The following is a 22,132-nucleotide window of genomic DNA, read 5'->3' as shown; positions in this document are numbered from 1 at the left end:
CAATGGATAAGCGGATATTTTGTACCAACATATGTCATATTGAGCAAATTTTATAAAAATAACTTTTCATCGCTTGGGCCTTGGTGTTAAAATAATTGGCAATTTATTCTTTAATAGATCAATAAGATATGAATTTCCATGATATGCAAGCAAAAAATAATCAAAACAATAACACCAAGCCTAGTAATGCAAGGTTAATAAAAAAAATGAAAACAGAGCTGGAGCCCTCAACTAATATTAATAGGGGGCTTAAAAAAGCATCTGGGTATAATAAGCCGCCCCAAAATTCATTTAATTTTCTGGGGACGACTTACAATCGCGAAGAATTAGAAACCCTTCTTAAAGAGAATAGCAGTGGAGTTAAAATTGAATGGTTAATCGAAATATTGACTAAAGGATTTAAGGGTAGCAGTAAAAACTTCCCAAAAGAAAGCATTAAAATTACATCGAAACTCGAATTTATAAAAATAATCATCAACACAATGGATAATATACTCCTGGATCTAGATAGTCAGTTTCAATCAAATAGGAAAGATAAAACAGAAGCTAATGCATTTCTTGAAATAATTTTGAATTCTTTAAAAGAAACTCATGATGATTTTGTGGATAAATTAGGTAGATGCATTTCAATTGGTGAGAAAAACAAAGAACTAAGTACAAAAACCTATTTTTTTAAACGTATTATTTCCTGGGCGATTATTTTTTCTTTGGTGAATAAATTCGATCCCCCCTATAATTTGTTCAAACCCAGCGAATCGGAAGCGAACGAATCTTTTAATGCACTGGTCCAAACAATCAAGAAAGATTTAAAGACAAGTGTCAATAAGAATGGAAAAAATGATGAGTTACATTTTAAATTTTCAGACAATAGGGGCGCAGAACATGGGGGAAATGCATCTAATTTTTTTACTTTCGATGAAAGAGCTGATACTACAAAGGAAGGATATACTACATTTAAGGAATTGTGGGAAGGTAACAAACAAACTTTAGTTTCACATATGTCGAAAGCAATTCTCGATGCGTTGGGTAAGCGTAAGCCACTGAAAATAAAAACAGCAATGAATGCTGTTACTTCTCTTAGTTTAGTGTGTCAATTTAGAGCCCTCACCGTTGCATCTACCATAAAAAAATTAATAGAAGCAGGTTTTCTCCAGGAAGTGAGGACATTTTTTGACGCGATTGGTGGATGGGGGGACAGAGAGATTGGTATATTAAGTTATTTTGCGGCAGTCCAGGAGGATCTTGGATACCCTTTAAACAACAAATATGCAATCGTATCTGTAGATGCCAATCCAAATTTAGTTAAAGCTTTTGAGGAAATATACAAGCATTATGCCAAATTACATAGCCTGGATTCGGTATCCTATCTTGCTATAAATTCAGAAATTCAAAGGATTGAAAACGATAAAGTAATGAACCAATTCAATGGCAAACCCGCCGATCTCTCGATTTCTTCCCCTCCTTATTATAATTCAAAAAAATCCAGAGTTATTGAAGGATATCCTGAACATCGTGATTGTGAAGGTAAAACTAAACAATCTTCTCAGTACAAAACAGAAAAAGAGTGGGCTGAACAATTTTTTCTACCTTACCTAAGAAAATTATTTGATTTATCCAGAATTTCGATGATTAATGTCCCTTTAGACGCTGAAAGCAGCCAATTGCTACTGAAAATTTCTGAGAAAAATGAAAATTTCTTGTTTACCGGTTCAAAAGTTAGAGAATCAGTAGAACAAATGGCTAAAAAAACTTTATTTCCATATTATAAATATATAAAAGGATCAATGGAAGAATACCAAAAAGCAATTGGATTAGATCTAAAAATTATATGTCTTTCAGTATATTACGCAGGTACGACCGTTCCTGAAGCGTATTATGGAATTCAGGTTAGAGTTCCGTTCTTATTATTAACTGAACCTGCATTCAAACTTAATAATACTATCAAACATAACCAGCCAGAAGATTACATTGAAGAAAACAGCAACAATAAGGAAGATTTCATGGAAATTGAGGTTCCTTCCGAATCCAAAGAAACGTTGCTCTCAGTAGTTCCCCAGACTTTTTTCTTTAAATCAACGAAAATAACCAAGCTAAACGTTTCAAACACGGATGAAAAACAATTTTCAAATAAGAACTAAATAAATTTTAACGACACATGGCTATTGGAGAACAAATTAAGGTGAAATTCTCAGCTAGGTTGCTGGGAAGACGGATAAAATGTCGACATTATATTGCTGTAAAAAAACCTCCCAAACTATGCAACGTGTTTTTTAAATTAGTAGCAAGCTCAGAGTAAACTCATTACTAATGGAATTGAAGTGAGTGGAGTCTTCATCAATTTCCTTAAGAAAGGATTCTACTTCAGTTCGGAAACCTTTCATGAATAATATTTCTAATAAACGAAAATGGTTTGCGATTAAGAATTATTGATTCTTTGCAAGCCAGGAATCCATATTAGATCATTTTTTCTTTCTAACAAAAGTTGATGAAATAAGTGATGAAGTTCGAGCACCACACAAACTTTTATAGGTATAATGGTTATGAAAGTAATCCCCAGGATATTACTGTTGGAAAAGAATTATGATCCAAAACTATGACAATAAAACGTCAAGTGTATTGAATTTATTATTCGATTATATGCGTCAGCACAAAAGTAGTACCTTCTTTTTTGTTGCTTTTGGACTATTTTGGGCATTTACATTACCGTATATGTCCTACTTGTTTGGCGTCATTATCGACAGAATCAAAATTCATGGCCTTGAATCTGTTTCTGTATATTCATTTGTTCTTGTTCCATTATGCTTATATGTAAGCATCCACGTTTTACGGAGTGTTGGTTATTATGGTGACGGTTTATTTTCACTGCTAAGTATTCCCGCATATAAATCCGAGATGGTGAAAAACTTATTTACTCATCTAGGTAAACAATCCATCGATTATTTTGAAGCAAAAAAATCAGGATTTTTATCTAATAAAGTGATGAATGCTTGCATAGGATTAGAGCCAGTCATAGTTAATTTGTTTTTCACGATTTTCCCCCAATCCTTAGCAATTTTGATCACAGGCATTTTATTGTCCACTGTCATCCCTTATTTTGGCATTGTACTCTGGGTTTGGGGAATAGCTATTATCATTTATACTTATCAATCGGCCAAAGTAGGTCAAATGAAAGCCTCCTCATTTGCAGATAGCTGCAGCGTCTTTAATGGCCATATTGTAGACATTATCGGGAATATTCAATCTGTTATTCATAATGCCACTTTTGACCAAGAGACAAAATTGCTCAAACAAAATATGAATGACTTGATTGACAAAGAACGCCTTCGTAATCGTCATGCCAATAAGGTCATGCTTTTGCAGCACCTTGCAATGAATGCACTTGTTGCATTTTATCTTATCGGTTCCATTATTGGATACGAAAACCATCTAGTAAGTATTGGCGAGGTGGTATTCGTAATGACGGCGGTAACAGCCATAGCTGGTTTAACCAGCAGTCTTGGCAATTGCTTTTTAGAGTTCATTTATAACATTGGTTTATTACAAGACGGGTTAAACTTATTGAAAGAGCATCCCAATGTAACCAACAAGGAAGATGCCGCCAGCCATAAAATATCCAAAGGGAATATTGAAATCAAAAACATCACTTTCTCTTACCCTTCTCAGCCGCCAGTTTTTAAAAATTTTAGTTTGTCCATTCCTATTCAACAAAAGATTGGGATCGTTGGAAGTTCCGGTGCAGGGAAAACAACATTAATGAAGCTCATTATGAGGTTATATGATATCAATGAAGGAAGTATTGAGATAGATGATATCAATCTTTCCTGCTTTACTATGGATTCATTACGTAGCCAGATTGCTATTGTTCCACAACATTTAAACTTATTTCATCGCAGCATTTTTGAAAATATTGCTTATGGTTGTGGGGACGTTAGAAAAGAGGACGTCATTGCAGCTGCCCAAAAAGCCAAGTGTCATGACTTTATTACCTCATTAGAACATCAATATGACACCATTATCGGTGAGCAGGGCGTAAAATTATCAGGAGGTCAACGACAACGCATTGCCATTGCTCGTGCAATTTTAAAAAATGCCCCTATTTTATTGTTTGATGAAGCAACCTCTGCATTAGATTCCGCAACGGAACAAGCGATACAGGAGGCATTGGAAATGTTACTCAAAGATAAAACTGCTCTCATTATTGCACATCGACTATCTACACTAAAAGCAATGGATAAAATCATCGTACTTGAAAATGGTCACATTGTAGAGTCAGGAACTCATAACGAATTGTTAGCAATTAAAGGAGCTTATTATAATTATTGGACGCATCAGTCAAGTGGATTTATTAAATAGAGATAACCAGGAGTTTCAGGAGGTAGAAGAAAATGAACGTAACCGTTCACGGATCATATAAATTTTTCTGTTTATAAGCATATTTATTTGAATTGTCTTTCCCACGAACTGATAAATCCCCACGAATTTTAGAATGAATTTATCCCAAAACCGTTTGCACTGAGGAGGAGCACAGCGACGTCTCGAAGTGTAGGTTGCCAATGCTTCGAGACGTCGCTGTGCTCCTCCTCAGCATGAACGGTTTCGATTAGAATAAAAGATGGAATAGTTATTTTAATCAAATAGATACGGCTATGTTTCGTAGGGATATATCAGTTCGGGAGTAAACGTTCACCTCTGAACGGTTACAAATGAACAAGTCATTAGGAGCAATATAAAATTCATCTTCATTAAAGTGATTGTTAAGAAGCTTGAAAATGCATCGGGTATACTCTTTCAACAATAAGATAATAACTAAATAAAACCAGTGTTAACATGAATAACGCGCATAATACAGTCACTGTCTGTGTCCAACTCAATAACACTAAACATCCAATGATTCCGTTCATTACTAATTGAACAAGCAATATTAATCGCGTGTCCAATCCAAACTGTTTTAATCGTTGATAAGCATGTTTTCTATGTGGGGCAAACCAGCGCTCTTTATTCATAATTCTGCGTAGTAACGTAATAGTCGAATCAAAAAGAAATAGACTATTCAACATAAACCAATAAATCACAGGAATTTGATATTTTTGCTGTGCAATTAATGCCATTGAGAAAATAATGAGTCCTAAGGAAGCACTACCCACATCCCCCATGAATATCTTGGCTGGGGGGAAATTAAAAAATAAAAATCCCGTCAAACTGCATATCAATACCCAGCAAAGTTCTTGATAAACCAAAGCATGATGTAAATTAAACAAAATAAAGTAACAAACCAACAAATAAATAGCTTGTAACGCACAAAAACCATCCAGGCCATCCATAAAATTAAAATGATTGATAGCCCAAATAACCATAAAAAAAACGAAAGGTATAATTAAATAGTCATGCGTCAATGAAAAAAGAACAAAATCCAATTTCTCCGGTTTCATCAATACGGCTACAATGAAAGCCACAACACATTGTACCCCCAGCCGAATCTTGATGGAGAGATCATATAGATCATCACAAAAGCTGACTCCAGCTATTAGGAGAATACACAGTAACAAAGGCATCCACTCTTTATAGAATGTGCCCGTAAAATACCAAATAAATGGCAAAACCAATAAAGTCAATCCAATGAATACAACTCCTCCCCCACGCACTGTAGGCTTCAAATGCAAAGTTCTATCATTTGGTTTATCCATAAGTTTTGAATTCTGCGCATAATTACAAAATAATTTAGTACAAAAAAAAGATATCAGTATAAAAAAACAACTAAGAATTATATTCATATTGATACCAAACTGCTGTTTTCTTTAAGCCCTCCACCGAATTCACTGGGGGTGTCCAACCTAATTCAGAAATGATCTTCTTATTATTAATTTCCAATGAGCCTAATAAACGAGAATTTAAATTACTCATCCCTGAAATTTTGAAAAGACCAGCCAGGAGAACAACTGGAAAATGAAATAATCTTAAATTAATTTTCATACTTTGAGCCAAAATAGATAATAGTTCTGCCAATGACCAGGATTCATTATCTGCGATAAGATACAGTCGATTAGCTGCATTGGGATGCATCATTACCTTTAGAATGGCTGAAATCAAATTCTCAATATAAATAAAACTCCTTTTATTGCTAATACTGGCAAAGGGTAACGGCCATCCCTTTTGTACCATACCTAACAGTTTTAAAAAATTGGCTTTGACTCCAGGTCCATAAACTAATGGTGGCCTCAAAATCACCACTTCCATTCCACTGCGTTCACTAATCTTCTGTAGATATCGTTCAGCATTTAATTTACTTAGTGCATAAGGATCTGTAGGTTGAACATTGCTTTCTTCTGTAAACGGTTGATGAACCAGGCTCATTTCTCCATTCACTTTAATGGTGCTTAAAAAAACAAAGCGTTTCACTTTATGTTTTGCAGCTTGTTCTGCAAAATTTTTTGTTGCAATGCTGTTTACCTTACAATATTCATCCAAAGAGGTTGAGGCATTCTCTTTCATAATATGAACTCGTGCCGCCAGATGTATTACGATATCAATTCCATCCAGAGCTTTTGCCCAATCTGTTATCTGTTCCAATTTATTAATTTCTACCTGCTCAACAGGCAGATTCGTATTTTTTTGCCAAACCGCGCAGCGAACATCATATCCAGCAGCAATAAGAGCAGGAACTAGACTGCTGCCAATAAACCCTGTAGCACCTGTCACTAATACTTTTGTCACTCGTTTACCTAACTTGTTAATAACGTTTCTGATTTAGTAATTCTTCAAGATATTGCCCATAATTGCTTTTATTCAACTCTCTTGCTCTACGCAAAAGAGCTTCATCATTGATAAATTCCATGCGCCATGCAATTTCCTCTGGACATCCAATTTTTAAACCCTGGCGCTGTTCAATGGTACAAATATAGTTGCTGGCTGATAATAAGGTTTCCGGTGTACCCATATCCAGCCAAACAAACCCTCTACCCAAAATCTGAACGTCCAGTTTGTTTTCATATAAATAAAATTGATTGATATCTGTTATCTCAAGCTCTCCTCTACCAGAAGGTTTTAAACTCTTGGCAATTTCTATCACTTGATTATCATAAAAATATAGTCCGGTTACAGCATAGTTAGACTTTGGCTCAACAGGCTTTTCCACTATTGAAATGACTTGCTGTTTGTCATTGAATTCTACTACCCCGTAGGCTTGGGGTTTATCGACATAATAGGCAAAAACAGTGGCTCCGTTTAATTTGGATTTTGCATTTTGTAATAATTCAGAAAAACCTCTTCCCTGGTGTATGTTATCTCCCAATACCAGACAGACAGAATCATTACCAATAAATTTTTCTCCTAAAATAAAAGCCTCAGCAATTCCTTTTGGTTCATTTTGTACCATATAGTTAAATGAGACTCCCCATTGGGAGCCATCATTTAATAAATCCTGATACAAGGGAAGATGCTCTTCTGTTGAAATAATCAGTATTTCTCTGATATCTGCCAGCATTAATGTCGAGATAGCATAATAAATCATTGGCTTATCATAAACCGGAATAATATGCTTACTAATAGATTTTGTCAGAGGATAAAGTCTTGTACCAAAACCACCTGCGAGGATAATGCCTTTCATTATATCGCGCCTACTCTCTATTTTTTTAAAGAAATAATAGCTTTAAATATTATCAAGTTTATTGAAGTAATACATTAAAAATATATTGATATCGTCAATTAAATATCAATTTCCGTCTAATAATTAAACTGTTTTATGAGATTTCGTCCCTTTATGATTCGCTTGATAATGTGATTTCTCTATGAGCAATTTTGGCGCTTTCAATACCTGGTTGATCAAAAGGATTGATATTCCATATGACACTCTGAACAAAGATTTTATGCTCATACAGTGCCACCAAAGCACCTAAAGTATAGGGAGAGCAATCTGACAAAATAAGATGATTCATTGGCATATTACCAGGGATATAACCATAAGGATTTTCAGCAGCCTCAATCCCTTCGCTCAAAACTTTCATTTTATAATGACACATCGAATTAATCTCATGCTCGTCATTAGTTTTCAAAGTAATAAAATCTCCAACACATCGATGTGTGCCTTGGCATAATAATTGAAAATAACTATGCTGAGCCTGATTCCCCAATCCACCCCAAACGATAGGCCCAGTGGCATAATCCACTGCTCTTCCATTCACGTCAATCGATTTTCCATTGCTTTCCATATCCAGCTGTTGCACATAAGGAACGAAGTATTCCAATTTTTTCGAATACGTAAGAACAAGCAAGTTATGAATATTCCAAAAATTGTTATTCCACACTCCTATTAAAGCCATAAGCACAGGAATATTGCTTTTAAAATCAGTGAATCGCACATGATGATCGACATCATGCGCACCAGCCAATAACTCAACAAATTGTTCATAGCCAATTGCTATCGCGGTAATTAAATTGACTGCAGAACAAAAAGAAAATCGGCCACCAACCCAATCCCAAATTGGCAAAACGGTTTTAATACCCATTTGACAGGCTCTTTCAGGGTGCGCAGTCACTGCTATAAAATGTTGAGCGATAGAAGCATTATCCTGATACAATGCAAAAGCCTTCCTGGCATTCAACAAAGTTTCTTTCGTAGTAAATGACTTGGAGGAAATAATGAATAATGTCGTTTGAGGATTAATTTTTGCAATGACATTTTTAAAACTCTCAGGATCAACATCCGAGATGAAATGATAGTTAAATTCATTAGAAATATAATCCGATAAAGCATGGATACATAAACGAGGGCCTAAATCAGATCCGCCAATTCCTACATTCACAATATCAGTTATGGGTAGCCCTGAATGACCAAGCCATTTCTTTTCCCTGATCAGGTTCGATATCACTTTAATTTTTTCGCGGGTATCTGCAACTGCAGTCATGATATCAAGACCATCAATCAAGATTGACTTATTACTTAAATCTCGAAGTGCGGTATGAAGAGCTGCTCTGTTTTCACTGATATTCACTTTATCGCCATTGATTAAACCATCGATTTTCTCTTGTAATTTCGCCTCCTCGGCCAAATCGACAAGTAAATCAATGACAATTTTATTTACTTTTTGTCTTGAAAAGTCGTATTCAATAGTACTAATTTGTTTTCTATAGTCCAAACTACTGGAATCCAATAATGATTGAGGTTGAGAGCCTGGAATCAGTCGAATTCGGTCTGCCTCTCTTTGGAGCATTTTCCATGTTGTTAATTCTGTCTGTCGCTTCTTCATGCTATTTCTATTTATTAAAATGGGTAATAAACTACCATAATTAAGAAGGTTGTAAACCTTATACTACTATAAAATTTCCAAACACTGGGATTATTGCACTCTTATAGGACAATTCGAGTCAGAATCAGATTCTTCGCTTTGTGCCTGAGCTATCCCCACATAAATTATTAACACCAGTTTAAGTTGATTTTATCTCAAATTATGGCGGTGTCGTCCCGGAATTTAGCACACCTAAGTTCGCAAGCTCACTAAGATGCGCTAAATTCCGGGACGACACCACCAAAATTAGGGGATAAATTATCCTGAACGCTGTGTAGTTAATTTATGTGGGCATACCTCAGGTAAATTCTTATTTCATAAGTGAATCTATTCCTTAATATACAACTTTAATGCTGTTAATTACTAACTCTTTATCGGCATTCTCAATTTTATTGTTATTCACTACACCCATTGTAGGTGATGAAAAAACGATACCATAGTACACATTTTTGATCTTATTATTTTGAACTAAAACATCCGATCTGAATTTTTCATTGCCACCAACCCAAATCCCAAAACTATGTCCAGAATCCCCTCTGAAATGAGCTCTTTTTTCTAAAAAAGCATAATGATTGAAAATATGATTTCCAACAGCAACAGAGTTCGCATTGTTGTTCGAAAATGAAATTCCTATATTTTCCCCTTCTCCAGAGGCTTTAGTATCCTCAATAAAATTATTTTCAACCCTTGAATCTGGACCAATCATTTCAATACCCATGCTAAATGCATTTTCATATACCGTGCTACCACCAGTATTAAATATCCGACAATTATTGATTTTCTGATTAACTCCCTCTAGTCTTATCCCTCGAAAAAAATTATTTTTCAATGTCATATGTTCAATAAGATAATGTCCTGAATGACTCCTGATGCTTGTATCTGAACCTCTACTATCAGAAAGGTATATTGCATACATGAATCCTTTTATCTGGCCATTTTTTACAACAATATGGTGAGAATTTAAAGAATAAACTCCATATATTTTATTAGCCGAATTAAAAGGAACTAATTCAATTTTGTGATTTTTAAAATCCAAAGTGACATGAGAAGAGTTTATAGTTATTGGATTTTCTTCACCCCTATAACGATAATTTTTCTCTAAACAATAAACACCTGATTTATTAATTACAACAGGAATTTTTGATATAGGATTACAAATCTGATTGGCGTTTAATATAGGAATTACTGTTAGCAGTGATAAAATAATAACGAGTAACCTACATAAACAGGTATTAAACATTATGTATGGATACCTCAGGGACAAGCTGCAGTACGTCGAGGTTACAGAGCAATTATAAACAGACCCTAATAAAATCAATTTTATCTATCTGCTTTAGAATAATTTTTTAAATAATATTGAACTGTACTTAGTAATTTATGAATGAAATGACCTTTTGGAGTCCATCCCAACTCGTTTTGAATTTTGCTATTGTTTATGGCGTATCGTTTGTCATGACCTTTTCTATCCTCTACAAACGTAATCAATGACTCGTATGGTTTTTCCATAGGTTTTAAATCATCCATCATATGACAAATCATTTTTATCAAACTTAAATTATCCAGTTCGTTATTACCGCCTATATTATAAACTTCTCCTTCCGCTCCTTTTTGAATAATAGTATCTATTGCTTCACAATGATCTATTACATAAAGCCAATCACGAACATTAGAGCCATTTCCATAAACAGTGATAGGTAATCGATTAACACAAGCATCCACTACTTTAGGAATCAACTTCTCTTTGTGTTGATTAGGTCCATAATTATTTGAGCAATTGGAAGTGGTGACAGGTAACCCATAAGTATGGAAATAGGCTCTGACTATATGATCCGAACCTGCTTTGGATGCTGAATAAGGGGAATTGGGTTGATACAAATTTTTTTCAGTAAAAGCAGACTCATCGACTTCTAATGAACCATACACTTCATCAGTGGACACATGATGAAATCGGCACTTTGATTTATCCCATTTCTTTTCATTCAACCAATAAATCCTAGCTGCCTCTAACAGAGTAAAAGTCCCAATAATATTGGTCTCTAGAAATACCTGGGGATTATCGATGGAATTATCCACATGAGATTCCGCTGCAAAATGCACAATGGTATCTATCTCATGTTGTCTCAATACTGATAAAACCAGATTTTTATCTAATATATCTCCATGCACAAAATGATGATTTTGCAATCCATCTACTTCATGCAAATTAGCTTTATTACCGGCATAAGTCAGTTTATCCAGACTAACGACTTTGATTTCCGGATACTTATCAATCATAAATTTAACAAGATTACTTCCTATAAAACCTGCGGCACCAGTCACTAAGAGGCTATACATTCGATTTTTCATAGAGAAGCTCGTATTATTGTTTAGTAAATTGTTCAATCATATCTGGCAAATAATTTTTCCAGCTATGACACGTTATGCCCAATATCGTTTCTATTTTTGTAGTATCCAGTATGGAGCTTTTGGGTCTTATTGCCTTTGTAATATACTCTTCTGTTTTAATCGGATTTAAACTGGTTAAAGTTAAAGGAAACCCTCTCTTTTTTGCCATATCTAAAAACACAATTGCAAACTCATACCAACTAGTAACATCTTGCCCAGCATAATGGTATATGCCCCAACAATCAAAGAAAGGATCACTAAATTTCTGTACCATCTCAAAGAGTACTCTTGCGATGTCTCGAGCTGATGTTGGTTTTCCCCATTGGTCAGAAACAATACTCAACTCATTTCTGGTGGCAGCTAAATTTAATATGGTTTTTACAAAATTTTTCCCATGTTCTCCAAATACCCAACTGACTCGTAAAATAATATATTTTTTAAGTTGTGATAAAATCACCTGCTCTCCCTCCCATTTGCTGCGTCCGTAAACGCTCAATGGATGAGGAATATCTGTTTCATAGTAGGAGCCGTCCTTTTCTCCATCAAATACATAATCAGTTGATAAATGTATTAATGGGATATCTTGCAAATAACAATACCCAGCTAATTGACGAACAAATTCAGCATTTATGACATGAGCCAAAGCCAGTTCATCTTCCGCTTTATCTACAGCCGTATAGGCCGCTGCATTAATGATAAGATCAGGTTCAATTTCCGATAAAACTCCATGAACCAGATCAAGTTTGGAACAATCAAGCGTGCTTCTTGTACAAGCAAATACTTCATGATCCGAAGAAGAAAAAAATTTGATAATCTCGGTACCAACTTGACCATTAGCACCTGTAACCATTATTTTCATTTAGGTTTGATATCTCGGTAAAAGTTGAGTGTCTATTAAACTTAAAGGCTTGGCGGCAGCGTCTTTTGGTGACAGTTGAACCTGCTCCCCTAATGGCCAATCAATCGCTAATTGCGGGTCAAGATAATTAATCGAAAATTCACTTTCAGGATGGTAATAGTCAGTGCACTTATAAGCAAAATCAGCCATTGTACTCAAAACATAAAATCCATGTGCAAAGCCTTTAGGAATCCAAAATTGTCGTCTGTTCTCGCCTGAAAGAATAACGCCTACCCAGCAACCAAAGGTTGGAGAACCTATTCTGATATCCACTGCCACATCAAAAACTTCGCCAGTTAAAACTGAAACCAGTTTTCCCTGGCTTTGTTGGCTTTGATAATGAAGACCTCTTAACACCCCATTCTGTGATCTTGAAAAATTATCTTGTACAAAATAATCCGTAATTCCTAATAATTCTCCATATCGCCTGGCTTGAAAAGATTCATAAAAAAAACCTCGTTCATCACCATAAACTCTTGGTTCAATAATTTTAACTTCAGGTATTTTTGTATCTATAACATTCATACATTCGCCAATAAATTGTTGAAATAACCATTATGCGAAGAGCAAATTAATTTCGCTCAATAAATTTTCCCCGGATTTCCCATCCAACAATCCCCATTTAGTACTATCCTTCAACTGAGCCAGTTGTACTTCGTCATAATAAGTTGTTTCTTTGATCAGTTTTTTTAACGTATTTGAAAACTCAATTCGCTTAAATACTGTAATAACACCCTCCAAATTATTATAATCATCATATCGATATTGATATAAATCATAATTAATAACAGGAATCCCGCAGGTAATAGCCATTCTAATAGTTGCAGAACAAGTTGCTACATAAACAGAGCTTAACGGAATTATTTCAGCCACATCACCATAAAATATCTTCACTGGGTAATCATTGATGAACTCGACAGTAGATGGGTTAATTCGTGGATGCAGGTTAATGACAATATTATATTCATTAGCATATTGTTCCAATTCCCCTAGTACATATTTTACCAGGTCCGAATAGTCTGTAAATTCGATGACATCTAACCTGCTTTCGCATTGATTTGGGGGTAAGGCACACAGAATCATAGGTTTATTGGGCTGCATATTGAGAGACTGATATAGCTCAGACCTATGCAAATCAGCATTTTGTAATTTGAAATACAGTTCATCATTATATAATGCGCCAGTCGATCTTAGGTAGTTTTCTTCCAATCCTGCAGCAATATAATATTCCTTCATGGCATTGCTCTCTATGGCAAGAAAATCAATTATTCCACTATTCAGTAGCCAAGGATTCTTAGGTGTAATTCCAAACATTTCATGAAGTAATATCAAATCGGCATGCAAAATGATCTGCTTGTTTTTATAGCAGAATACCCAATGAGGGAATGCAATGGACATAATTTTATTATATATATTAGACAGAGAACATGCTGGTTCATTATAAAAAGCTTCTGCCCATTCCTTAGTATTTGCAATTGTAAAAGGAACAATGATTGAGGGAATATTGTATTTTTTTCCAATATGTGCAGTTAATTGAGTAAAATAAAATAAGTTATGTTCTGGATAAACTAATAATTTAATTTCATACTGTTTTAAAATGCCATCAACATAATGACTATACCTGTGCGCAGCACGAGAAATCGTTGGCAAAAAAAACGGTAATTTATTCCATGTCAATTTGTAGAACCAAACTAATAAAGGCGCAAGCCACTTTTCATTTTTAAAAGATAATTGATTTTTTTTACTTCTGTTCCACTTTCTATAAAAACTAAAAATACCTTTAAAAATCAAAGCAATGGGCTTCAGTAAATAGTAAAAAGGAACTAATAAAATTGCGAGCCATTTATTGTTTTGCAAAGAAAATTTACTTTTTTTGTCTTTAATCAATTTTCTAAAAATCCAAAGAATTGGCTTCAATAAATAAATGATAATTTCTAAAACTTTAAATATTAGTTTCAGAGACCATCGTATAATTTTATTTTTAATTCTATGTGTACGTTTAGATAGATCAGCATCAAAATAAGTAATGTATTGAATTCCTTCTGACTGGCATTGATTGATATGTCGCTTGACTCCTTCATATCCTGCATAAAAAAATACATAAGGTTTAAAGCTTCCATCTTGCTTCATTAATCGAGCAACACGCATCATTTCTTTAAAATGGGTAGAAATATGCACGAATAGGAAAGTATTTCTTTGGATACTCATTTTATTCATTCGATGTATATTACATCCTTAAAAAATTTAACTGCCTGCTATTCACAAAATTCTTGAATAATGACAAGGAATTCCTATTCTTCTATTGCTAATTCCTGATCAATTAATTCAGGAGAAGATTCCTCTGATCTAATGCTCCAAATCAATTTTGGTCTTAATAAGCTATCTGGCCAAGAGCCTAACCAATCCCCTCTTACACCAATAGGTAGTTGATCATCGATGATTTTCATTGATAAACAATTTGAGCGGACAATTGCTGGTCCATTATTTTCCAAATCTGTAATGACAAGTGAAATTAAAAATTGACCGTCATTCAAGAATTCTTTTGGAATAACGAGTGTCTGAGAATAAAATCCTGCTTTTCTGTAATTTTGATGAGGATTTACTGAATTATCCATTGTCGAAAATAAATTTACTCCGCTCAATGAAGACACATCTAATCTAATATTTATCCTGGAGTTATTTCGTTTAATCTCATATTGAATTTGAATAGTGATGTCTTCATTTATTGTAAATTTATCTTGAACTTGCCCGGTATTATTCAAAAGTTTCAATGAATGAATTTGGATTGTATCTTTTATCTGGGGAGCATTAACTAAATTATTATCCCAATTTCTCTCCGCACATAATGATTCTTTTGGATCAGATGCTGAATCCAATGTGATTGGTGTGGATTGTTTAGGTTCGTTTGAAACTGATAAATTATTTTTTTTATCTGAATTTGAATTATCGGTTTCATTAATTTCAATCTCTTTAAATTCAACAATTGACCCATGAGACAATTTTATAACTTTTTTACAAATGGACTCTATGGCATTCATATCATGACTTACAAATATAACCGTCCGTCCATCATTTGCAACTTCCAGCATCTTTTCCTTGCATTTTTTCTGGAAATCCTGATCGCCTACTGCAAGAACTTCATCAAGTAGTATTATTTCTGATTCAAGATGAGCTGCTACTGAAAATGCAAGTCGCGTATACATTCCAGAGGAATACCGCTTTACAGGCGTTTCAATCTGACTACCTAACTCGGAAAATTCGACTATCTCTTTAAATCGAAGATTAATTTGTTGTTTTGTCATCCCGTTAATAGCGGCGTTTAAGTATATATTCTCACGTCCTGTCAATTCCGGATGAAAACCTGTTCCTACCTCAAGCAAGCTAATTAAATGGCCTTTATATCTAAATTCACCATAAGTAGGAGTTGTAATTCTCGATAAAATTTTTAATAAAGTACTTTTCCCGGAACCATTTTGACCTATTAAGCCTATGCGTTCGCCAGGAGAGACTTGTAAATTGATATCCTTTAAAGCCCAAAAATATCCAGGAGGTAAGCCTTCTGTTTGTGCATCCGAAATAACCGCTTTGGCAGAGGCCGGTTGTACATTTTCTTCATCGACAATTGGTGTACTTTTTGTTCCGATTAGTGCTTTTTTAATTTTTTTTGATAGTTGCTCATATATAGTCCCATGTTCGGAGGCACCAGCACCTAGCCTATATACTTTACTTAAATTATCTACTCTTAAAATCCAGTTCATAATGCGTCTACTAATGATTGTTCATGTTTACGAAATACGTTAAATCCAAAAATAAATACTAAAATTGCAGCCGAAAAACCAAATACGAATTGCTCAGTGTTTGGCCATCCCCCTTTCAAGGCATCTCTATAGGCGCAAACCACCATACTCATGGGATTAAACTCATACCACAAACGTAACCAGGAAGGACTGGCTGATATTGGGTAGAGTATTGGATTTGCGAAATAATAAAATTGCAAAGCCAGAGGCACAAATAATTTCAAATCGCGGTACCTGGTACTAAAAGGAGCAAGCATCAACCCCAATCCCATTGCAAACATCGCTTGAATGACAAATAGAAGTGGGAATATTATGAATAAATGATAATTAAGTTTATGATAAATGGTAGCGCAAATTATAATTAAACCGAATCCGACAATATAATCAACCCCTGCAGACAAAGTGTATGTTCCTCCTAATAATAACCTTGGAAAATAAATTTTATTTACCAATCCAGAGTTGCCTTCTACCGATCCCATAGTTAAATTGATCATTGCCATAAAGGCATACCAGGGAATAATGGCTACTAAATAGAATAAAAGATAAGGCAAACCATCTGTGGGGATTTTTATCATAAATCCAAACACAAACGTAAACACTCCAACGGTAATTAATGGCGATAACACTATCCAGCCAAAACCCAAGAGTGTTTGGGAATATCGAACTTTGATATCCCTTGCAGTAAAAACCCACAGCAACATCTTGTAGTGCCATAAATCTTTTAGATATGTTTTAAGAGGCTGGATATCACCCGCTTTAATAACCGTTTCTTTTAATACTTTATTTTCATTCATAATCGTTATACAACCTCTATAACATTTTGTTTAGATTTGAAAATATCATTCAGACAATGAATGACTCTGTCAATATCCCTGGCAGTTAGATTTGATCCGGAAGGAAGACAAATACCATGATCAAACAAGTAGTCTGAAACACTAAATTGCTCATCATGAGGATAATACTTAGAACCAGCAAATAACGGTTGTCTATGCATTGGCTTCCAGGTTCTTCTTGCCTCTATATTAAATGGCTTTAATTTATCAATCACTTCTTCTGGTTTTATCTTGCTTGGCGTGGATTTAATGACTAAAGTGGATAACCAGCGAGTACTAAACCCATTTTTTATCTCTGGCATCATCTCAATAAATGGATAAGAATCCAAAGCTTGTTTGTATTGGTCAAAAACAAATCTTCTCGCATTGACACGTTTTTCCAATACTTTGAGCTGTCCTCTACCTATCCCTGCAAGCACATTACTCATACGATAGTTATATCCAACCACTGTATGCTCATAATGAGGCACTGGCTCACGAGCCTGGGTTGATAAAAACCTGGCTCTCTGTATTAAATGGTCGTCTTCGGATACCAGCATTCCACCGCCAGAAGTGGTAATGATTTTATTACCATTAAACGAAAACACTCCTAACTTACCGAAAGTCCCGCTGTATTTATTGTTATAAGTAGCCCCCAAAGATTCTGCTGCGTCTTCTATAATTGGAACATTGTACTCATCACACAATTGGCACAAGGCATCATAATTAGCACTTTGCCCATATAAATTAACAATGATAACAGCCTTTGGCATTTTGTTGTTTGCTTTACTCTCTCTTAGTGCCCTCTCCAGAGCAACGGGAGACATATTCCAAGTGTCTAAATCAGAATCAATAAATACAGGTGTCGCGCCTTGATATAGGATAGGATTCACCGTCGCTACAAACGTAAAACTGGATGCGAACACAATATCTCCTGGTTTCACATTAAGTAAAACCAGTGCCAGATGAATAGCGGCTGTTCCTGAACTTAAAGCAACAGCTGATTTTATACCAATGTATTCCGCCACTTCTCTCTCAAAAGAATCCACGTTGGGTCCTAGAGGCGCTACCCAGTTTGTCTCAAACGCTTCCTGTACATACTGTTGCTCATGTTCGCCGATATGAGGCGAAGAAAGCAGGATATTGGAAGACAGCTCACGTCGGTGAATCAAACGTATAGGACGATTATTTTCATCAATGACAGGAATATGATCCAACTCATACTCTTTCATTAAATGATAAGCATCCTGAATAGTAGCTGATATCGGAAGGGCTTTTGATGAATGCTCTGATAATTCCTCCAAAGTGGAATCTAATGTGAACCCTTTTAATAGTAATCTTCGAATATCACCGTCTGTAACTGTTCTTATTAAACATTCATCACTATCCACCAGAAATAACACTCCTTGAGCCGTAGCATCCAGCTTACTCAAAGCAGTTTTCAGGTTTTCCTGTTTATTAACATATAATTCTTTGATAGTAATCATTTTATTCCTTTTAGACTGCAGGTACACCTTTCACAATAGTGTTCTCTTTTATATCCTTCACGACTACTGAGCCAGCACCAATTATTGCCCCATCACCTATAGTAACGCCAGGCAAAACAACTGCTCCGGCACCAACTAAAACCAGTTTTCCAATTTTGACTCTCCCACCTAATGTACTATTAGGTGCAATATGTGAACAGGAACCCACTGTCACCTCATGATCCACAACAGCACCATGATTAATAATGCATCCCTCTCCTACCTCACTGTCAGGTCCTAGTATCGCTTGAGCCGCAATAAAAGAACCCACACCAATCCGCGCTGTCTTTGCAATAATGGCAGCAGGATGAATAATTGTAAACAAGTTTGACTCACAATTCAGCAATTTAGTAACACTTTGTCTTGCCTGGTTATTCCCAATGCTAACATGAGCATAACCAACATAATTCGCTAAACTATCCATTGTGGAATCAATCAAAATCCCACATAGTTCCTGACCTAACAAATTCTTATTACTATCGCAAAGTGAAACCTTTAAGGAGTGGGAATTAAGAGATAAGGCATCAATTACCACTTTTGCATGTCCACCACATCCAATAATTTTTAATTTAGTATGCATTACATTTATTCAAAATTTGTGAATTCAAAGGGATAGTTTTCAACAATTGATAGCATCGTTCACTTGTATTCCCATCACCATAACAATTCGAATAATTAATTTTAGGGGTATTTAACGCCTCTTTTAAACCTGTCAGGACAGATTCGTAAGTCACACCAACATCGATGACATTATCACTTCGTTCCCTTAAATTTTGCCGGCTCCCAATATTAACCACTATCAAGTTAAAAGAAGCGGCTTCTATAATTCCACTACTTGAATTACCTAGCATCACATCGGCATTTGCAAGACAATCAATAAACTCGGGTCGATGTAAATGTTTTATAATTCTAACATCAGGATGATGGATATATTCCTGAATGGCTTCTCTTATTAAATGTCCACCGGTATCAGAATTTGGCTCTAAACAAATAATCAGTAAATTTGCTGCGAGGGCTGCCTGGATTGCATTTCGAAATTGTATCGTAATCGAATCAATTTCCTGAACAACAGGATGATAAATTAGCAAACAGATTTTCTTGTTCGAATCAAATCCATAACGATGATTGAATAAGTCACGACTGGAGGTTTTATATTGCATGATTTCTTCCAAACCTGGCGCACCCACTTGAAAGACAGTTTCTTCTTTTTCTCCCATTCTGATCAAACGTTGTCTAGATGCCTCTGTCGCAACAAAATGGTAATGAGATAATTTGGAAATAGCATGCCTTACCATTTCATCAACTGTTCCAGAACGCTCACCGCCATGCAGATGCACTACGGGGATATTTAAATGCACCGCTGCGATTGCTGCAGCCAACATTTCTCCTCGATCACCTAACAATAAAACAATATCAGGTTTTTCTCGTTCCAATACCTCAGTTAGACCTAACAGCTCATGACCAATAGATTTTGCCATAGTCCCATGCTGAGTATTGACAACATCAACAGGAATAATGCCGCATATTGGGAACTGATCTGCTTTAATTTCATTAATCGTATTTCCATACAGAGCATCCAGATGCATGCCTGTAACACAAATCGATAAGTCAATGTCTTCAGCCTGGTGTAATTTTTTAAGTACTTCCCGCATTAGCCCATAATCAGCGCGAGTGCCAGTCACATAAATTATTTTTCTTGTCATTACGCTTCTTCAATATGTTCCCATAATAAAGTACTGCCTGCAGGCAAATTCATACTTAACCGTGCACCTACAATTTTTGAAATTTCTGATGGCGCTATTCCTGTACCAGGTCTTAATAAAATTAAATCATCCTCACTGATTTGAGCACCTTTAGCCAAATCATATTTTAAAGTCACACTTCTTCTTACCAGAGCTCTTATAGGCAGCTCATTATCAGATGGCTTTTTTTCACCATTTCCTAATATTATTTCAACCTCTCTAATCGATTGCACCAAATTCTTCATTTCCTCTGGATTCATAGAAGCAAGATGGTCTGGTCCTGGAAGAGACTTATCCATTGTAAAATGTTTTTCTATGACACAAGCACCCATCCCTACTGCTAGTGTTGGCACCAAAATACCTAAGGTATGGTCTGAATATCCCACAGGCAATTGAAATTGGTTAGCCAGGGTCTGCATGGCTTTCAAATTCACGTCCTGATAAGCGGCTGGGTAATTGGAGGTACAATGCAATAAAACCAAATGATCAGATAAAGAGCCCTCATAATACGGTTTAACGGTATCTATGGCAGTCCTCACTTCATCCAAATCACACATGCCCGTTGAAATGATCAAAGGTAATTTTTTGCTGGCACAATGCTGTAAATAAGGGATATTGGTAATTTCACCTGAAGGTATTTTTAATCTTTTCACACCTAAAGAGATAAGAAAATCGATACTTTGCTCATCAAATCCGGTGGACATAAATTCAATGTCCAATGAATTTGCCAGTTCACTTAACAAATAATGATCGTCTTCCGATAGTTCCAATGCTTTAAGCATCTCATATTGAGTTGTGGATTCTGGAGCATTATTTTTTTGATATTCTGCTTTCCCTACGGTTTTGTTGACTAACGCATCCGCTTTAAATGTTTGAAATTTTACCGCATCTGCCCCTGATTCTTTGGCTGCATAAACTAGTTCTTTAGCCAGCTGAAGATCACCATTATGATTAACACCCGCTTCTGCAATGATGAAACAAGTCATACTAAAACCTCTTGGTTCAGTTCCATTAATTTTTCAGTTAGAGCCCAATCGATTGGAGTATCAATATCAATAGATTCAATTGGGCTATCCATAAGTAAGGCTTTCGTTGGATCACTATAAAATGATTTTTTAGAAATTATCTGCTCGGTTGTCGCTATATAAATCGCGCCATTCAATTTATAAATTGATTCACTTTCTTCAGAAACATCAGCTGCTTTAAAAACATTGGGGTAACACAAATTGCCTTGATTATCTATAGTTCTGTACCAGGAAGGTTTAAAGCTTACTTTGTTGATAGATACAACGCTATCACCTATAGCTTTATGCATTAAAACTGCCTTTCTTATCGTTTCAGGCTTCCTAAAAGGAGAAGTAGGTTGTAACAATAAAACACTGTCAAAAGACACATTAATTTTTTTATAATTATTTAACAAGTCAATCACAGCATCTTCTACACTGGACGAATCATCTGACAAATTTGCGGGCCTTAACCACGGAACAGAAGCCCCGTGTTGAATTGCAATGTCTGCTATTTCCTGACTATCTGTAGAAACTACAATTTGCTCACAGCAATCGGATTGAATAGCAGCATTAATAGTGTGAGCGATCAGCGGTTTTCCAGCAAGCAATTTTATATTTTTCCCCGGGAGTCGTTTCGAACCTGCTCTTGCCGGTATTATTGCTAAAATTCTCAATTCCTGCATC

General features: G+C 35.4%; 18 protein-coding genes. 2 read left to right on the top strand and 16 right to left on the bottom strand.

Annotated elements, in window-relative coordinates; translation table 11 throughout:
- Window positions 1-128 precede the first annotated feature (128 nt).
- Window positions 129-2,138, top strand: a complete 2,010-nt coding sequence (locus ACZ5EK_RS03990; RefSeq protein ID WP_464431512.1) for a hypothetical protein — start codon at window positions 129-131, stop codon at window positions 2,136-2,138.
- Window positions 2,139-2,580: 442 nt separating this feature from the next.
- The gene (locus ACZ5EK_RS03985) at window positions 2,581-4,353 is read left to right on the top strand and encodes an ABC transporter ATP-binding protein (RefSeq protein WP_464431511.1); all 1,773 of its coding nucleotides are present in this window, start codon (window positions 2,581-2,583) and stop codon (window positions 4,351-4,353) included.
- A 401-nt stretch (window positions 4,354-4,754) separates the two neighbouring features.
- Here the strand turns inward: ACZ5EK_RS03985 and ACZ5EK_RS03980 are convergent, their stop codons facing one another.
- The 16 genes from ACZ5EK_RS03980 to ACZ5EK_RS03905 form a co-directional block, all read right to left on the bottom strand.
- Window positions 4,755-5,771, bottom strand: coding sequence for an MraY family glycosyltransferase (locus ACZ5EK_RS03980; RefSeq protein ID WP_464431510.1), 1,017 nt, complete (start codon window positions 5,769-5,771; stop codon window positions 4,755-4,757).
- A complete protein-coding gene (locus tag ACZ5EK_RS03975) occupies window positions 5,755-6,711 on the bottom strand; it encodes an NAD-dependent epimerase/dehydratase family protein (protein ID WP_464431509.1) in 957 nt (318 codons plus the stop codon). The genes ACZ5EK_RS03980 and ACZ5EK_RS03975 overlap by 17 nt, the downstream gene beginning before the upstream one ends.
- 16 nt (window positions 6,712-6,727) lie before the next feature.
- Window positions 6,728-7,603 carry a glucose-1-phosphate thymidylyltransferase RfbA gene (rfbA, locus tag ACZ5EK_RS03970; protein ID WP_464431508.1) on the bottom strand — a complete coding sequence of 292 codons (876 nt, stop codon included), beginning with the start codon at window positions 7,601-7,603 and terminating at the stop codon, window positions 6,728-6,730.
- A 151-nt stretch (window positions 7,604-7,754) separates the two neighbouring features.
- Window positions 7,755-9,242 carry a glucose-6-phosphate isomerase gene (gene pgi, locus ACZ5EK_RS03965; protein ID WP_464431507.1) on the bottom strand — a complete coding sequence of 496 codons (1,488 nt, stop codon included), beginning with the start codon at window positions 9,240-9,242 and terminating at the stop codon, window positions 7,755-7,757.
- A gap of 373 nt (window positions 9,243-9,615) precedes the next feature.
- A complete protein-coding gene (locus ACZ5EK_RS03960; RefSeq protein ID WP_464431506.1) occupies window positions 9,616-10,521 on the bottom strand; it encodes a right-handed parallel beta-helix repeat-containing protein in 906 nt (301 codons plus the stop codon).
- Between the two features lie 80 nt (window positions 10,522-10,601).
- The gene (rfbB, locus tag ACZ5EK_RS03955) at window positions 10,602-11,627 is read right to left on the bottom strand and encodes a dTDP-glucose 4,6-dehydratase (RefSeq protein ID WP_464431505.1); all 1,026 of its coding nucleotides are present in this window, start codon (window positions 11,625-11,627) and stop codon (window positions 10,602-10,604) included.
- 13 nt (window positions 11,628-11,640) lie between these two features.
- A complete protein-coding gene (gene rfbD, locus ACZ5EK_RS03950) occupies window positions 11,641-12,525 on the bottom strand; it encodes a dTDP-4-dehydrorhamnose reductase (RefSeq protein WP_464431504.1) in 885 nt (294 codons plus the stop codon).
- Window positions 12,526-13,089, bottom strand: coding sequence for a dTDP-4-dehydrorhamnose 3,5-epimerase (gene rfbC / locus ACZ5EK_RS03945; protein ID WP_464431503.1), 564 nt, complete (start codon window positions 13,087-13,089; stop codon window positions 12,526-12,528).
- 30 nt (window positions 13,090-13,119) lie between these two features.
- Complete coding sequence (locus ACZ5EK_RS03940) at window positions 13,120-14,772, bottom strand: hypothetical protein (protein ID WP_464431502.1); 1,653 nt, start codon at window positions 14,770-14,772, stop codon at window positions 13,120-13,122.
- Window positions 14,773-14,855: 83 nt separating this feature from the next.
- Complete coding sequence (locus ACZ5EK_RS03935) at window positions 14,856-16,322, bottom strand: ABC transporter ATP-binding protein (protein WP_464431501.1); 1,467 nt, start codon at window positions 16,320-16,322, stop codon at window positions 14,856-14,858.
- Window positions 16,319-17,155, bottom strand: a complete 837-nt coding sequence (locus ACZ5EK_RS03930; RefSeq protein WP_464431500.1) for an ABC transporter permease — start codon at window positions 17,153-17,155, stop codon at window positions 16,319-16,321. Before ACZ5EK_RS03930 ends, ACZ5EK_RS03935 begins: the two co-directional genes overlap by 4 nt.
- A 5-nt stretch (window positions 17,156-17,160) precedes the next feature.
- Entirely contained in the window at window positions 17,161-18,660 is a 1,500-nt protein-coding gene (locus tag ACZ5EK_RS03925; protein ID WP_464431499.1) for an aminotransferase class I/II-fold pyridoxal phosphate-dependent enzyme, read from the bottom strand.
- A gap of 10 nt (window positions 18,661-18,670) precedes the next feature.
- Complete coding sequence (locus ACZ5EK_RS03920; protein ID WP_464431498.1) at window positions 18,671-19,279, bottom strand: acetyltransferase; 609 nt, start codon at window positions 19,277-19,279, stop codon at window positions 18,671-18,673.
- Entirely contained in the window at window positions 19,269-20,402 is a 1,134-nt protein-coding gene (gene neuC, locus ACZ5EK_RS03915) for a UDP-N-acetylglucosamine 2-epimerase (protein WP_464431497.1), read from the bottom strand. The genes ACZ5EK_RS03920 and neuC overlap by 11 nt, the downstream gene beginning before the upstream one ends.
- Complete coding sequence (gene legI, locus ACZ5EK_RS03910) at window positions 20,402-21,427, bottom strand: N,N'-diacetyllegionaminate synthase (RefSeq protein ID WP_464431496.1); 1,026 nt, start codon at window positions 21,425-21,427, stop codon at window positions 20,402-20,404. The genes neuC and legI overlap by 1 nt, the downstream gene beginning before the upstream one ends.
- Complete coding sequence (locus ACZ5EK_RS03905) at window positions 21,424-22,131, bottom strand: acylneuraminate cytidylyltransferase family protein (protein ID WP_464431495.1); 708 nt, start codon at window positions 22,129-22,131, stop codon at window positions 21,424-21,426. Before ACZ5EK_RS03905 ends, legI begins: the two co-directional genes overlap by 4 nt.
- Window position 22,132: the final 1 nt, after the last annotated feature.

Source organism: Legionella sp. JM-2024 (assembly GCF_055389095.1).
Note: the sequence above shows the minus strand (reverse complement) of the source record. Positions and strands in the feature narration are given on the sequence as shown.

Coding starts and splice junctions, on each gene's coding strand:
- ACZ5EK_RS03990 (WP_464431512.1), top strand. CDS start 129: ATGAATTTCCATGATATGCAAGCAAAAAATAATCAAAACAATAACACC.
- ACZ5EK_RS03985 (WP_464431511.1), top strand. CDS start 2,581: ATGATCCAAAACTATGACAATAAAACGTCAAGTGTATTGAATTTATTA.
- ACZ5EK_RS03980 (WP_464431510.1), bottom strand. CDS start 5,771: ATGAATATAATTCTTAGTTGTTTTTTTATACTGATATCTTTTTTTTGT.
- rfbA (WP_464431508.1), bottom strand. CDS start 7,603: ATGAAAGGCATTATCCTCGCAGGTGGTTTTGGTACAAGACTTTATCCT.
- pgi (WP_464431507.1), bottom strand. CDS start 9,242: ATGAAGAAGCGACAGACAGAATTAACAACATGGAAAATGCTCCAAAGA.
- ACZ5EK_RS03960 (WP_464431506.1), bottom strand. CDS start 10,521: ATGTTTAATACCTGTTTATGTAGGTTACTCGTTATTATTTTATCACTG.
- rfbB (WP_464431505.1), bottom strand. CDS start 11,627: ATGAAAAATCGAATGTATAGCCTCTTAGTGACTGGTGCCGCAGGTTTT.
- rfbD (WP_464431504.1), bottom strand. CDS start 12,525: ATGAAAATAATGGTTACAGGTGCTAATGGTCAAGTTGGTACCGAGATT.
- rfbC (WP_464431503.1), bottom strand. CDS start 13,089: ATGAATGTTATAGATACAAAAATACCTGAAGTTAAAATTATTGAACCA.
- ACZ5EK_RS03940 (WP_464431502.1), bottom strand. CDS start 14,772: ATGAGTATCCAAAGAAATACTTTCCTATTCGTGCATATTTCTACCCAT.
- ACZ5EK_RS03935 (WP_464431501.1), bottom strand. CDS start 16,322: ATGAACTGGATTTTAAGAGTAGATAATTTAAGTAAAGTATATAGGCTA.
- ACZ5EK_RS03930 (WP_464431500.1), bottom strand. CDS start 17,155: ATGAATGAAAATAAAGTATTAAAAGAAACGGTTATTAAAGCGGGTGAT.
- ACZ5EK_RS03925 (WP_464431499.1), bottom strand. CDS start 18,660: ATGATTACTATCAAAGAATTATATGTTAATAAACAGGAAAACCTGAAA.
- ACZ5EK_RS03920 (WP_464431498.1), bottom strand. CDS start 19,279: ATGCATACTAAATTAAAAATTATTGGATGTGGTGGACATGCAAAAGTG.
- neuC (WP_464431497.1), bottom strand. CDS start 20,402: ATGACAAGAAAAATAATTTATGTGACTGGCACTCGCGCTGATTATGGG.
- legI (WP_464431496.1), bottom strand. CDS start 21,427: ATGACTTGTTTCATCATTGCAGAAGCGGGTGTTAATCATAATGGTGAT.
- ACZ5EK_RS03905 (WP_464431495.1), bottom strand. CDS start 22,131: ATGCAGGAATTGAGAATTTTAGCAATAATACCGGCAAGAGCAGGTTCG.